Below are 15,379 nucleotides of genomic sequence, written 5' to 3' on the forward strand. Positions count from 1 at the left end.
ATATAAAGTAAAGGTCACTCTAATTTCCAATATCATTATATAATAGAACTTTAAAAAAAGACCATATACAATGAATTACAAATGAGAAAATTATCTTATATTTTTAGTAAAATAGAATTAAAGAGGGAGCTAATTTTTTACCTAAACGGGAAAATATCAAACTTTTTCATTACTAATAATCAATTAGTTATCGATTTTAAGAAATATAACCTGATGAGGCAAAAATCGAATCAATTTACATATAACTAATTGATTTCAAGATAAATAAAAAGAGGTAAGTCTAATGCTTACCTCTTTTGTGACCGCGGAGGGATTCAAACCCCCAACCCTCAGAGCCGAAATCTGATGCGCTATTCAGTTGCGCCACGCGGCCATTTTGTTATTTTTATTTTTTTTATAATAGACCTCACAGGTTTTCGAAACCTGTGAGGTCTATTATAAAACTATGATAATTTATTTTTTACTATTGCAGATATCGTTTTTCCGTCTGCTTTCCCTGTTAATTCAGCATTTGCCATTCCCATTACTTTACCCATATCTTTCATTCCTTCTGCTCCTGTTGTTGCAATGATAGCAACTACTACTTTTTCGATATCTTCTTCGCTTAACTGTTCTGGCAAAAACTGCTCGATAACGGCTGCTTGCGCTAATTCTGGCTCTGCTAAATCATTACGCCCTTGTTCAGCAAAAATAGCTGCACTGTCTTTTCGTTGTTTAACTTGCTTTTGCAATAGTTTTAACTCCTGATCTTCTGTAAGTTCTTCTTTTGCACCGCTCTCTGTTTGAGCCAACAATATAGCTGATTTTATTGCACGTAGTGATGTTAATGCATTGGCATCTTTAGCTTTCATAGCTTCTTTCATTGCTGTCATCACCTTTTGCTCTAAACTCATGATAATTTATTTTTGATCTTTTGGTCTGCGAAGATAAAAATAAACTGGTAATCTACTCTAAGATTACCAGTTTAATTTTATTTCAACAAGAATTTTTAAGTTTTCTTGTTACAGTTATATAAAACTCCAAAAACAGATAATTTACATCTCTGTATTTAGTCTACATTGTCATGCAAAAAAGAATTATTTTTACGTAATTGGATATCATCATTACCATCTAGTCCTAAAGAAGTCCTGGATAATCCAGAATTACCGGGTCTGGTATCCACATCTATCCCTGCTCGTTTGTACGCTGGTTCTTTTTCTATTTCATCAATATTTGAACTATTTCTGAATTTATAATTAAATTCTTTCATCTTAGCTCTGCGTTCTGCAGCTCTGGCTTTTAACGTTTCAGAAATTGGCTGATCTACAGGATCTATATCTTCTGTACTTTCTGTTTGAGGGATCGAAACAATAGTTTTCTTTTCTAAAAGAATTTCTTTGTCTTCCTGTATGGTTTGCATTGGTTTTGCTTCGGTCAATCGTTTTTCCTCTTCCATATAATCTTCGAGACTATACCTGCGAACCCCTCCTTGTTTTGTCTCTCCAACAGGAACAACTTCTATTGGATCTTTAACTTCTAAATCTAAGATATCATCACTTAAATCAAAAACAACAGGTCCTTCTTCTTCTTCTTCTATTTTTGCAACAGGTTGTTTAAAAGATTTAATTTCTTTTTCTGGCTCTTCTTTATTTCCTTCAACCGGCATATCAAAAGCTAATGCAAATTGATCTTTTTTTTCTTGCTCTTCATTTATTTCTTTTTCATCGTTGACCTCGATTTGTTTAATTATATCTTGTGCATTAATAATCACAAAATCACTGTCTACAGAAAAAGGGTCTACTACTTCATAAGAAACGTCTATATTTTTTAATAAATTTGTAGTAGGTATAAGGTCTGTATCCTTATCTATTTCTTCGTCTTCTATAAGTTCATGCTTTATTATTTCCTCTTTTACAGGCAATGATGTACGTGTAGCTGTAGACTTAGGAGATAAATCTTGTACTGTAGCTCTTTGTTCATCTTCGAGAGTATGGATAATTTTTTTAGTTTCGGTATTTACAATTTCGTCTTGTTGTTCTACATTAAATCCTGTGGCAATAACTGTAACCGAGATAGAATCTTCTAAGGATTCGTCTTCTCCAACTCCCATAATGATATTAGCACTATGTCCTGCTTCCTGTTGGATGTGGTCGTTAATTTCTCCTATTTCGTCTATAGTAATTTCTTCTTTACCCGATACTATTAGTAAAAGTACATTTTTAGCGCCATTAATTTTATTATCATTAAGCAAAGGGGAGTCCAAAGCTTTTACTATAGCGTCATGAGCACGTTTATTACCAGAGGCATTAGCAGACCCCATAATTGCTGTACCACTATTGCTTAGTACTGTTTTAGCATCTCGTAAATCTATGTTTTGGGTATAATGATGTGTAATGACCTCTGCTATTCCTCTGGATGCTGTGGCCAGAACTTCATCTGCTTTAGAAAAACCGGCTTTAAACCCAAGATTACCATAAACTTCTCTAAGCTTATTGTTGTTTATTACAATTAGAGAGTCTACATGAGCACGTAGTTTTTCTACACCTAATTGGGCTTGCTCATTACGCATACGTCCTTCAAATTGAAAAGGGATCGTTACAATACCAACGGTCAAAATATCCAACTCTTTTGCCATTTTAGCTATAATTGGAGCTGCTCCGGTACCAGTTCCTCCTCCCATACCTGCAGTGATAAAAACCATTTTGGTATTGGTATCCAACATCCTTTTTATCTCTTCATAACTCTCTACAGCAGATTGCTCTCCTACTTCGGGGTTTGCCCCTGCTCCCAATCCTTCGGTCAATGAAACCCCTAATTGTATTTTATTTGGAATGGAGCTATTTTCTAACGCTTGGGCATCTGTATTACAGATTACAAAATCAACTCCTTTAATTCCTTGTTGAAACATGTGGTTAATAGCATTGCTACCACCTCCCCCTACTCCGATTACTTTGATCACATTAGATTGATTTTTGGGCAAATCAAACGAAATATTTTCGAATTCCTCGTTATTACTCATAATTGCTAATTTTCTGGTTCTCCTACTACTTTTATATATTTTTATTGCTTTGTTAAAAGCTGCTCTTTATTATTTTTCATTCTGCATTATCCAAAAATTCCTTAAATTTCTCTGTCCATTTTTCTAAAATATTCTTCCTTGGTTTTAGATTTACTTTTGGAATTTCCTCTTCGACAACTGTTTTATTTTCTACGATGTCTTGTTTTAATTCGACTACCGGTTCGTTGATTATGGTTTCTTTTTTATTTAATTTTTTTTGCCTTTTCATGTGCGTTAAACCATCCATTACCAATCCTACAGCGGTTGCATACATAGGACTTGTAGTTTCGGAATTACTGTTGCCTGCCAAATGCTCATTTGGGTATCCTATTCTGGTATCCATACCTGTAATATATTCTACCAATTGTTTTAGGTGTTTAAGCTGTGATCCTCCTCCTGTAAGCACAATCCCTGCTATTAGTTTTTTCTTTGGGGATTCGTGCCCATAGTTTTTTATTTCCAAAAAAACCTGTTCTATAATCTCTACTACCCTGGCATGAATAATTTTGGATAAATTTTTTAAAGTAATTTCTTTTGGTTCTCTGCCTCTAAGTCCCGGGATAGAAACAATTTCATTGTCTTTGTTTTCCCCGGGCCATGCGGATCCAAATTTTATTTTAAGCAGTTCTGCTTGTTTTTCAATAATAGAACATCCTTCTTTGATATCTTCTGTAATAACATTTCCTCCAAAAGGAATTACAGCGGTATGACGGATAATGCCATCTTTAAAAATAGCAAGATCTGTTGTTCCTCCTCCTATATCAATTAATGCTACCCCTGCTTCTTTTTCTTCCTGACTTAGTACTGCATTGGCAGATGCCAAGGGTTCGAGTGTTACATCAGACAGCTCTAATCCAGAGCTTTTAACACATCTTCCTATATTACGAATAGAGGTTACCTGCCCTACTACTACATGAAAATTAGCTTCTAACCTTCCTCCGTACATCCCTACCGGTTCTTTTATCTCGGCTTGACCATCTACTTTATATTCCTGAGGCAAAACGTGCAAAATTTCTTCGCCTGGCAACATAACCAATTTATGCACCTGATTGATTAATTTTTCTATATCATCTTCGTCTATAACTGCATCTGCATTTGGTCTGGTAATATAATCGCTATGTTGTAAACTACGAATATGCTGACCTGCTATACCAACAGTAACATTGCTGATTTTTGCTCCTGCCACACTTTCTGCCTCTTGTACTGCTTGTTGTATAGACTGGATTGTTTGGGTTATATTATTTACTACGCCACGATGTACCCCCAAGCTTTTAGATTTGCCAATACCCAATACTTCCATCTTGCCATACTCGTTGTATTTTCCTACCATAGCAACAATTTTTGTTGTCCCTATGTCTAATCCTACCGCTATTTCATTTATTTCTCGTTCCATACAGGTACTATTTTATTGTGCACACTACTTGATTACTAAATTGTAAACTAACTTTTTTATATGCATCAAGGCTTTTATCTTTTAATGCTTTTTGATAAAACGCTTTAAAATTTCTAATCTTACTATTTAAACTTTCTACTTTTCCCAGAACTAACTTAAATGTATATACCCGCAAGTCCAACTCATAATCTCCATCTGTATTAAGGTATACTCCTACAACATGTTTTTTTAAAAATTCATCTTCCTGAATTTTTTTTAACAATGGAAACACATTAGATATTTCTCGCTCTGAAACATTACTAACTATTGGCACATGTGCCGAATAGGTGTCTGACAAAGGCATTACATTTCCTGTAATATCAATATAAAAAGGAGTAACAGCATCCACCCTTGCGATTGGGGTACGCTGCTTTATTTTTGCCCTAAGTTCTCCATTTACAGTAAGATACACATCTGAATATTCCACCATTCTGTGTGCATCTAATTCTTTTTCTACAGTATTCAAAACTAAAATTTCTTTGCCCACGTTTGTTACCCTATTATGATTTTGTATTAACAATTTATTAACCGTTATTTCATTTATATAGGGATCTTGTTCTTCAATAAATTCTACGAGTACTTTATTAATTTTCCTTTGTTTATTACGTTTATTGGTAAAAGCAAAAAGAATAATTACAACCCCTAATAAGGCAATGAATTTCAGGTATGTGAAAATTTTCTTTTTCATGCTAAAAGAGCTTCTTTTATTTTGCCTACTTCTTCTCCAATATCTCCTGCCCCAATAGTTAAAATTACCTGAGCATCACTATTTACTATTTCTGCTATCAGGTTATCTTTTTTTACTATTTTTTTATCTACCATATCTACCATACTCAATAACCAGTCCGAATTTACACCTGCAATTGGCAGTTCTCTTGCCGGATATATATCCAAAAGCAATAATTGGTCGAATTGACTTAAGCTTTGAGCGAAGTCTGAAGCAAAGTCTCTGGTTCGGCTATACAAATGTGGTTGAAAAATTGCCAGTACTTTTTTATCCGGATGCATTTCTCTTACTGCCTGATATAATGCATTAATCTCTGTGGGGTGGTGTGCATAATCGTCTATATACACCATTTTTTCCTTTTTGATTTGATAACTAAATCTTCTTTGCACTCCTTTAAACGAAAATAAAGCCTTTGCTAAAGAGCTGGTCGGGGAGCCATAAAGCATCGCTATAGCAAAGGCTGTAACAGCATTTAACAAGTTGTGTTTACCTGGCAGGTTTAAATGCAAATCTTTAACAAATTCCTGAGGTGTTTTTAAATCAAAAATATATGCTCCATTATTGATTCTTATATTTTTAATACAGTAATCAGAATCGTCTTCGATACCAAATGTAATTCCTGAAAGTGGTAGGCCATTACGAACTAAAAGGTGGTCTTTTGCCCTTTGAGAAAACTCTACAAAAGACTCTTCTAATGCATTTGCTTTTTCATAAATATCTAAATGATCGGCATCCATAGAGGTTATTGCTACAATATCCGGGTATAGTTGCAAAAAAGATCTGTCAAACTCATCTGCTTCTACCACAATTACTTCATTGCCTTCCTGGATTAAATTAGAGTTATAATTTTCACTTATTCCTCCTAAAAAAGCGGTTATTTTTGCCCCGGATTCTTTTAGCAAATGCCCAAGGATAGCTGTAGTGGTAGTTTTGCCATGTGTACCTGCTACAGCAAGTGTATATACTCCTTTGGTAATAATTCCTAAAACTTCGGCTCTTTTCTTTATAAAAAAGCCTTTGTTTTTAGCATACACAAATTGTTTATGGTCTTTTGGAATTGCAGGAGTGTATATTATTAAGGTGTCTTCAATATTTAAAAATTCTTCAGGAATCTGATCTATTTTGTCCTCAAAATGAACGGGGATTCCTAAAGCTACTAAATCAGAGGTTATCTTGCCCGGAGTTTTGTCATATCCTGCCACATTTTTGTCAAGAGACTTAAAGTATCGTGCAAGAGCGCTCATGCCAATCCCTCCAATACCTATAAAATATATATTCTGTATGTTCTCTAAACTTTTATTCATCTACCTTTTAATTCTACTTAATTTTATTTTTCATTATCTCTTCAATTGCATCAACAATATCTATAGTTGCATTGGGCAATGCCAGTTCTTTTATTGCTTTTGACAATTTATCTTGCAACTCTTTTGATTCTAACATCTCTAAAATCGTGTACTGAAATTTGTCTTCAAGCTCACTTTCTTTTAACATCAAAGCTCCATCTTTATCCACAACAGCTTTTGCATTCTTAGTCTGATGATCTTCTGCTACATTTGGTGAGGGAATAAACAATGTTGGCTTTGCTACAATACATAATTCTGAAACAGAACTGGCTCCTGCTCTTGAGATAATTACATCTGCTGCTGCATACGCCAGATCCATAGTATCTATAAATTGAAGGACTTGTACATTTTTTTGATTGGTGTATTTTTTATATTCTGAATAATATAGTTTGCCACATTGCCATATTAGCTGAACGTCTTTTTTATTAAAAAAATCAAGTTCTTTTTCTATCAATTGATTGATTCTTCTTGCTCCTAAACTTCCTCCTATTACCAAAATTGTTTTCTTTTTTGGGTTTAGGTTATATTTTAAAATTGCCTGATCTCTCTTATCTTTGGTTTTTAACAGATCCTGACGAACCGGGTTTCCTGTTTTTATAATTTTATCTTTTGGAAAAAATTGCTCCATACCATCATACGCCACACAAATCTTGTTTACTCCTTTTGACAACCATTTATTAGTGATTCCGGGAAATGAGTTTTGCTCCTGAAGCACTGCTGGAATATTTTTGACATTAGCTACTTTCAATAAAGGTCCGCTTGCAAACCCACCGGTCCCTATAACTATATCGGGGTTAAATTTTTTAATAATCTTTCTTGATTTCCATAAACTACTTAATAATTTTAGAGGAAACATAAGATTGCTTAACGTAAGTTTTCTTTGAATACCACTTATCCAAAGGCCAACAATTTCATATCCTGCTTCTGGTACCTTTTGCATTTCCATTCGGTCTTTTGCCCCAACAAACAATACCGAAGCTTCCGGATGCCTTTTGCATATCTCGTTTGCAATAGCTATTGCAGGGTAGATATGCCCTCCTGTTCCTCCTCCGGATAATATGATTTTTAGCTTTTTGCTCATAAAACTTCACTCAAAACCTCTAATGGGTTTTCTTCTTTTTCTTTTATTTGTTCTTCTTCCAGAATTGCTTCTCTTTTGGCGCTAACACTTAATACTATACCTATTGCCAGACAAGTCATCCATATAGATGTTCCCCCACTACTAATGAGTGGCAATGTTTGTCCTGTTACCGGAAATAGTTCTACCGCAACTGCCATGTTTATTAATGCCTGAAAAACTATAGGGAGTCCTACTCCTATAACCAATAATTTTCCAAAAACGTCTACATTTTTATGTGCTACAATTACTAATCTTAGCAATAGCATTATATATAGCACCATTAAAAACACACCTCCTACAAACCCCCATTCTTCAATTATAATAGCATAAATAAAATCGGAAGAAGATTGCGGCAAAAAGTTTCTTTGTACACTTTTACCCGGGCCTGTACCAATAACTCCTCCTCTGGCAATTGCTATTTTTGCCCGCTCTATTTGATAGTCTTCTTGTGTGTCTTTATCATCTGCAAAATTTTCTATCCTGCTCACCCAGGTATCTACACGGTTTGGAAAAACCCCGGGAAATGCTTTGGCAAACAGAATAAAAAAAGTAAGTACCAGAAATCCTGTGCCTAAAATCACCGCAATATATTTTAATGGGTACCCTCCCAGAAATACCAAAACTATAACCATAGAAAACAGTATTGCTGTAGTTGAAAAGTTTGCTGGTAAAATCAAAATCAATATTATAAATACCGGTAGCCAAAGAGGTAGCAATGTTTCTTTAAACGAGATTGTCTTGTCTTTGATTTTTGAAAGATATCTTGCTACATAAGCCATTAAAACTACAGCTGCCAAAGTAGAGGTCTGAAAAGTAACTCCTACAAATGGCACACGAATCCATCTGCTTGCATTAGCTCCTTCTATAGTTGTGTTTTGCGCCATTGTAACCAGTAACAATATCACTACAACAGGTATCATAATAATAGAAAGTCCCTTGAAATAATGATGCGGTATTTTATGAACTCCATACATAATCAAAAAACCCAGAACCAAATGTGCAAAATGTTTAATCAGAAAAACAAAAGTATTACCATCTCCATATAGATATGCCAAATTACTACTAGCACTATATACGGGTAAAAATGAAAATAATGCCAACAAAGCTGAAACAGCCCAGATCATTTTATCTCCTTTTATATTTGCCAATAATTTAGTCATCTAATATTTTGTTATCTAAATTGTATTTTTATTTGCATTCCTCAACACCAATCTTGTGTTCCTACCTCCTCGAGTGCCTTAGAGGTCGGATATCAGCACTACTTTAATCCTTTATAATTCTCTTACTGCTTCTTTAAATTGTCTTCCTCTTTCTTCATAATTTTTAAAAAGATCAAAGCTTGCACAAGCTGGAGACAGTAATACATTTTCGTTTCTTTCGGCTATTTTATATGCTAATTCTACAGCTTCTTTCATGGATTGTGTTTCTATAATATTATCTACACAATTACCAAATGCATTAATAATTTTAGAGTTATCTACTCCTAAACAAATTATTGCTTTTACTTTTTCGTTCACCAAAGAATATAATTCTGAGTAATCATTTCCTTTGTCTACCCCGCCAACTATCCAAACAGTAGCTGATTTCATTGCATCCAAAGCATAAAATGTTGCGTTTACATTGGTTGCTTTAGAATCGTTTATATATTGTACGTTATTAATTTTCAAAACTTTTTCTAGTCTGTGCTCTACTCCATGAAAATTCTCTAAACTTTCTCTAATAGTGGCTTTTCTTATTCTTAATAAATGAGATACGGTAGAAGCCGCCATAGCATTTTTTACATTGTGATTTCCTTCTAAAGCTAAATCTGTTGTTGGCATAGTTATTTTATTGTTATCTATTGTTATTGTTATATTTCCATCTTCTAAATATGTTCCATTTTCAAATTTTTTAGTTAATGAAAATGGTAATAGCTTTGAACGAATGGGGTGCTTTATTAAATATTCTTCTATTATTTTATCATCTGCATCATAGATAAAATAGTCTTCTTCTGTTTGATTCATTGCTATTCTAAATTTTGATGCTATATAGTTTTCTAACTTATAGTCATACCGATCCAGATGATCTGGTGTAATATTGGTTAATACTGCAATATGCGGGGCGAATTTTATTATTCCGTCTAATTGAAAGCTACTTAGTTCCAGTACATAATACGAGGCTTCATTTTTTGCTACTTGTTTTGCAAAACTGTCCCCTATATTACCTGCCATATTCACTTTTAACCCACCTTGTTTGAGCACATGATACGTAAGCATCGTAGTAGTTGTCTTACCATTACTACCTGTAATACCTATGATTTGGGCATTGGTGTATCCTGCTGCAAATTCTATTTCGGAGATTACCGGAACTCCTTTTTCATGCAGTTTTTTTATTAATTCTGCTTTATCAGGAATCCCTGGGCTTTTCATAACCACATCGGCATTCAGAATTTTAGACTCTGTATGTTGCTGCTCTTCCCATTCTATTTCAAAATTTCTAAGAACTTCTTTATACTTTTCAGTGATTACTCCTTTATCAGAAACAAAAACATCAAATTCTTCTTTTTTACCCAGAATAGCAGTTCCCACTCCACTTTCACCGGCTCCCAAAACGACGAGGCGTTTTTTAATTTTTGAATTACGATCCACAATTTCCTTTACTGTTTAAACCTTACCTTACTTTTAATGTAATCACTGCAAGGATTGCCATAAAAATCCCTACAATCCAAAATCTTGTAACAATCTTACTTTCATGTATTCCTTTTTTTTGATAATGGTGATGTAAGGGTGACATTAAAAATATCCTTCGCCCTTCTCCATATTTTTTCTTGGTGTATTTAAACCAGCTTACCTGCATCATTACCGAAACTGTTTCTATAAAGAAAATACCGCATAAAATCGGAATAAGAAACTCTTTACGTATGGCAATAGCTATAACTGCAATGATACCTCCAATAGTCAAACTACCTGTGTCTCCCATAAATACCTGTGCCGGATATGTATTGTACCATAAAAACCCTACCAGAGCTCCTGCAAATGCTGTTATATAAATAGTCATTTCGCCAGAATTAGGGATATACATTACGTTTAGGTAATTTGAAAAAATGATGTTCCCAGATACCCACGCAAACAGAGCTAATGTTAAAACCATTATTGCAGAAGACCCTGCTGCCAGGCCATCAATTCCATCGGTAAGATTAGCTCCATTAGATACTGCTGTGATAATAAAAATCACAATAGGTATAAAAATTAACCATGCATATTTTGCCAACTCCGGACTAATCCAGGTAATTAAATCGGAGTAATCAAATTCGTTGTTTTTAAAAAATGGTATGGTAGTTTTTGTAGATTTTGTTGCGGGATTAAATCCGGATTCTTCTCCAACCTTTACAGATACTTGTTCTGTTTGTGTTTTTACTTTCTCTTCTTTTATAGTAATATCTTTATGTAAATACATAGTGCACCCTACGATAAGTCCCAAGCCTACCTGACCTATGATTTTAAATTTTCCTGCTAATCCTTCTTTATCTTTTCTTTTAATTTTTAAATAATCATCTGTAAACCCTATAGCTCCCATCCACAAGGTGGTAACGATCAGTAAGATGACATATATATTATCTAGTTTTGCAAATAGCAGCACAGGAATTAGTGTTGCCAGGATAATTATAACTCCTCCCATCGTTGGTGTTCCTGCTTTTTCGGCCTGCCCCTCTAATCCTAATTCGCGAATACTTTCTCCCATTTGTTTTTTTCTAAGAAAATTTATGATTCGTTTACCATAAATGGTAGAAATCAACAGAGATAGTATGATTGCCATTGCTGCCCTAAAGGTTATAAACTGAAACAGTGTTGCCCCGGGGAATTGGTATTCACTTTCTAAATATTCAAATAAATAATATAACATAAAATCACCTACCTTTTATTTCCTTTTCAAAAGAGGACAAAAGGGTTTATTTGTTTAATTTTTTCAGTTCTTTTTTTACAATTTCAAAATCGTTAAAATCGGTACGTTCACCATTTATTTCCTGATACGCCTCATGTCCTTTTCCTGCAATAAGTATGATATCGTTTGTATTAGCTAATTGACATGCTGTTTTTATTGCTTGTTTTCTATCTGTTATAGATAATGTTTTTTTGTAATGCTGTGGTTCTACTCCTTTTTCTATATCTTCAATAATTTTATTAGGGTTCTCGGTTCTGGGATTATCACTTGTAAAAATTGTTTTATTGCTAAGCTTTGCTGCAATATTACCCATTACCGGTCTTTTTGTTTTGTCTCTATCCCCGCCACAGCCTACAACTGTTATCAGGGTTTCATTGTTGGTCCTTATATTATTAATTGTTTCTAAAACATTTTTTAAAGCATCGGGAGTATGTGCATAATCTACTATTACTATAATTTTATGATCAGAAATCATATATTGAAATCTGCCACTTACACTGTGCAGATCACTTAATAGCTGAAGGGTTTCGATAGTTTCGAGTCCCAATAATTCTGCTGTTCCAAAAATTGCAAGTAAATTATATGCATTAAAAGTTCCTATTAGCTTTGCCCAAACTTCATGGTCATTTAATTTTAGCAATAGCCCACCTAAGCTGTTTTCTAAAATCTGCCCTCTGTAATCTGCATACGATTTTAAAGCATACGTATATTGTTTTGCTTTTGTGTTTTGAAGCATAAAGACTCCATTTTTATCATCTTTATTTACCAATGCAAATGCTTTTGGTGGTAAATTGTCAAAAAAGGTCTTTTTTACATCCCGATATTCTTTAAATGTATTGTGATAGTCCAAATGATCGTGGGATAAGTTGGTAAAAATACCTCCTGCAAATTTTAATCCTTCTGTACGTTTTTGATGAATCCCATGAGAACTTACTTCCATAAAACAGTATTCTACTCCTGTTTTATTCATTTGTTTGAGATAATAATTAATTACTAAAGAATCTGGTGTTGTGTGTGTTGCTTTATACTCTTCTTCATCTACCATAATTTTTACTGTCGACAACAACCCTACTTTAAAACCAGCTTTTTTAAAAAGCACATATAATAAAGTGGCTATAGTTGTTTTTCCATTTGTACCTGTAACACCTACCAGTTTTAGGTTTTCTGAGGGGGAACCATAATAGTTGGATGCCATTATTGCCAATGCAGATTGGGTATCTTGTACTTCTACATAAGTAACCCCTGTAACCAAAACATCAGGTACTTTTTCGCAAATCACTGCCAAAGCTCCTTGATTAACTGCTTTTTCAATAAAATCATGCCCATCTGAAACTGAACCCCGAATTGCCACAAACACATCGTCCTGACCTACTTTTCGGGAGTCAAATTCTATCTTATTAACGCTTGTAACGGTATTACCAACTACAGCATTAATAGCTACTTTGTATAATATATCCTTTAACTCTGTCACGATAATTCTAATCTTATAGTTTGGTTTGTTTGTACTTTAACTCCGGGTTCTATAGATTGTTTTTTTACTCTTCCCGATCCTTTCATTTCTACTTTTAACCCCATATTTTCTAATAGCGAAATAACATCCATTGCAGGCATTCCTGTTACATCCGGCATTATGGTTTTATATTTCTGAACATTGTGATAGTATTTATCATAGCTCTTTACAACAGGAACACTTTCTACAGCTGCATAAGACACTTCATCTATCACTGGTATATCGTTATATATTTTTGTGGCAATTGTTTTAAAAACAGGGGCTGCAACTTCACTACCGTAATATCCTCTTTCTTTATTTGGTCTGTGAATAACTACAATACATGAATAGATAGGTTTATCTGCGGGAAAATAGCCTGCAAAAGAAGATATGTACTCCCGTTCTTTATCTCTTCCGTAATTCCCCCAACACGTACCTGTTTTTCCTGCAATGTCAAAATTACTTGTTCGTATATTTTCTGCAGTTCCTCTTTTTACAACATTCTTCATCATCTCGCGGGCTATTCTTGCTGTTTGCTTAGAGCATATTGTAGGGTTCAACACCTCTTTATCAAATTTTTCTCTTATTTTGTCCCAGGTTTTTACTTCTTTAATAAACCTTGGTTTTACCATTTCGCCATCATTAGCTATTGCATTATAGAATGCCAATGTTTGCAAAGGAGTAATTGCCACACCGTACCCATGTGCCATCCACGGCAAAGTTGTACCATACCAATCTTTATCTCCGGGGTAAGGTATTTTGGGTTCTCCTTCTCCTTTGATGGACAACCCTAAAGTTTCTCCTAATCCCATATTAATTAAACGGTCTACAAATTTTCTGGGATTATCTTTATAATTTTCATCAATCATTTTTGCAAAAGCGGTATTTGAAGATAATTCAAATGCTTTTGCTACAGAGATTTTGCCATACCCTCCCCATTTGGAATCTTTTACAACCCTATCATAAAATTTTACACGACCATTTTCGGTATCAATAACGTAACTTGAATCAATTACTTTGTCTTCCAAAGCGGCAACCATTGTCATTAACTTAAATGTAGACCCCGGCTCGTGGGCTTCTCCAACAGCATAATTTAGTTTTTCATAATATTTTCCGATATCTGTACGTCCCAAATTAGAGATTGCTTTTATTTCTCCTGTTTTGGTTTCCATTACTACAACGGTACCATGTTCTGCATCAAATTTTTCTAATTGTGCCAATAATGCATGATGCGATATGTCCTGAATATTCACATCTATTGTTGAAACCACATCGTATCCATCCTGAGGCTCTACCTCATTGGAATCTCCAATAGGTTTCCATTGGTTTTTGGCTATTTTTTGTTTCTTTCTTTTTCCTTCTTTACCTCTCAAAAAAGGACCATAAGCCCCCTCTAGTCCTACTCTGGTATAGTACCCGTTTTCATCTCGTCTTTCATACCCTACTGTACGTTCTGCAATTTTACCTATAGGATGCTCTCTTACGGTACGTTGTTCTACAATTAAACCTCCTCTGTTTGTTCCTAACACAAACAAAGGAAAACTCTTAACCCTCATGTACTGAGAATATCCCAGATTTCTACTTATCAACAAATACCTGTTTTTATTACCTCTTGCTGTTCTTATTAACTTATCATAATAAGATACCGGTTTACCAAACTCTTTTGACAAGGACTCGCAAAGTGGTTTGATATGCGCTCTAAAATCTTTGTCTGTTACTGTAAGTGCATCAAATCTTATATCATATTTTGGAACCGAGGTTGCTAACAAATTCCCTTTACTATCGTATAAATTTCCTCGATTTGCAGGTATATCAAAAGTTTTAAAAACCCGTTCCTGAGCTTTTTTACGGTATGCGTCTCCTTCAACAAATTGTATATTTACCAGTTTTACCAATACTACAATTGCAAAAATGAACATACAAGCTGCTATAAAATACAACCGATTTAATATGTTTTTTTCTTTTGTTGCCAAAATAGTTTAGTTTTTTACTATTATTTTTCTTGGTGGTTTTGCCGGGCGTTTTAATCCTTTTTGCGTCATCTTTTTAATTATAGATGATTCCATTTTCAATCTCATTAACTCTGTTTTTCCGTCTACAAATTGTGTTCTTAGCTCTCTTACTTCATTGTTTAATTTTGCTATCTCATGTACTTTACTTTCGGCATTATGAGAACTTGCTATCATTATTATTGCTAAAAAAGAAAGAAACAATAACATTCGCCAATTTTTCATCGCATCGTCTGCGATAAGAAACTTTCCTTTTAATATGTCATAAATTTTTTGCTTCATATTTTTTGTTCTTCCTTGA

At 34.1% G+C, this 15,379-nt stretch carries 12 protein-coding genes and 1 tRNA gene; all 13 read right to left on the reverse strand.

The window, feature by feature from the left end:
* Positions 1-299 precede the first annotated feature (299 nt).
* A tRNA-Arg gene (locus ACZIYX_RS06955) sits at positions 300-373 on the reverse strand.
* A 70-nt stretch (positions 374-443) separates the two neighbouring features.
* On the reverse strand, positions 444-893 hold the full coding sequence (locus ACZIYX_RS06960; protein WP_462681487.1) for a GatB/YqeY domain-containing protein: 450 nt from the start codon (positions 891-893) through the stop codon (positions 444-446).
* A 155-nt stretch (positions 894-1,048) separates the two neighbouring features.
* Positions 1,049-2,998 carry a cell division protein FtsZ gene (ftsZ, locus tag ACZIYX_RS06965; protein ID WP_462681488.1) on the reverse strand — a complete coding sequence of 650 codons (1,950 nt, stop codon included), beginning with the start codon at positions 2,996-2,998 and terminating at the stop codon, positions 1,049-1,051.
* A 76-nt stretch (positions 2,999-3,074) separates the two neighbouring features.
* Positions 3,075-4,430 carry a cell division protein FtsA gene (ftsA, locus tag ACZIYX_RS06970; protein WP_462681489.1) on the reverse strand — a complete coding sequence of 452 codons (1,356 nt, stop codon included), beginning with the start codon at positions 4,428-4,430 and terminating at the stop codon, positions 3,075-3,077.
* A gap of 7 nt (positions 4,431-4,437) precedes the next feature.
* Positions 4,438-5,157: a cell division protein FtsQ/DivIB gene (locus ACZIYX_RS06975; RefSeq protein WP_462681490.1), complete on the reverse strand. Its 720-nt coding sequence runs from the start codon at positions 5,155-5,157 to the stop codon at positions 4,438-4,440.
* Positions 5,154-6,500, reverse strand: coding sequence for a UDP-N-acetylmuramate--L-alanine ligase (murC, locus tag ACZIYX_RS06980; protein WP_462681491.1), 1,347 nt, complete (start codon positions 6,498-6,500; stop codon positions 5,154-5,156). The genes ACZIYX_RS06975 and murC overlap by 4 nt, the downstream gene beginning before the upstream one ends.
* A gap of 13 nt (positions 6,501-6,513) precedes the next feature.
* Positions 6,514-7,620: an undecaprenyldiphospho-muramoylpentapeptide beta-N-acetylglucosaminyltransferase gene (gene murG / locus ACZIYX_RS06985; protein WP_462681492.1), complete on the reverse strand. Its 1,107-nt coding sequence runs from the start codon at positions 7,618-7,620 to the stop codon at positions 6,514-6,516.
* Positions 7,617-8,819, reverse strand: a complete 1,203-nt coding sequence (locus ACZIYX_RS06990) for an FtsW/RodA/SpoVE family cell cycle protein (protein WP_462681493.1) — start codon at positions 8,817-8,819, stop codon at positions 7,617-7,619. Before ACZIYX_RS06990 ends, murG begins: the two co-directional genes overlap by 4 nt.
* Before the next feature lie 111 nt (positions 8,820-8,930).
* Complete coding sequence (gene murD / locus ACZIYX_RS06995; protein WP_462681494.1) at positions 8,931-10,286, reverse strand: UDP-N-acetylmuramoyl-L-alanine--D-glutamate ligase; 1,356 nt, start codon at positions 10,284-10,286, stop codon at positions 8,931-8,933.
* A 22-nt stretch (positions 10,287-10,308) separates the two neighbouring features.
* Entirely contained in the window at positions 10,309-11,541 is a 1,233-nt protein-coding gene (gene mraY / locus ACZIYX_RS07000; protein ID WP_462681495.1) for a phospho-N-acetylmuramoyl-pentapeptide-transferase, read from the reverse strand.
* Positions 11,542-11,587: 46 nt separating this feature from the next.
* The gene (locus ACZIYX_RS07005) at positions 11,588-13,051 is read right to left on the reverse strand and encodes a UDP-N-acetylmuramoyl-L-alanyl-D-glutamate--2,6-diaminopimelate ligase (protein ID WP_462681496.1); all 1,464 of its coding nucleotides are present in this window, start codon (positions 13,049-13,051) and stop codon (positions 11,588-11,590) included.
* The gene (locus ACZIYX_RS07010; protein WP_462681497.1) at positions 13,048-15,042 is read right to left on the reverse strand and encodes a penicillin-binding protein; all 1,995 of its coding nucleotides are present in this window, start codon (positions 15,040-15,042) and stop codon (positions 13,048-13,050) included. The genes ACZIYX_RS07005 and ACZIYX_RS07010 overlap by 4 nt, the downstream gene beginning before the upstream one ends.
* A 6-nt stretch (positions 15,043-15,048) precedes the next feature.
* Positions 15,049-15,360: an FtsL-like putative cell division protein gene (locus tag ACZIYX_RS07015; RefSeq protein WP_462681498.1), complete on the reverse strand. Its 312-nt coding sequence runs from the start codon at positions 15,358-15,360 to the stop codon at positions 15,049-15,051.
* Positions 15,361-15,379 lie beyond the last annotated feature (19 nt).

The sequence above is a fragment of the Aquimarina sp. genome (assembly GCF_977115655.1).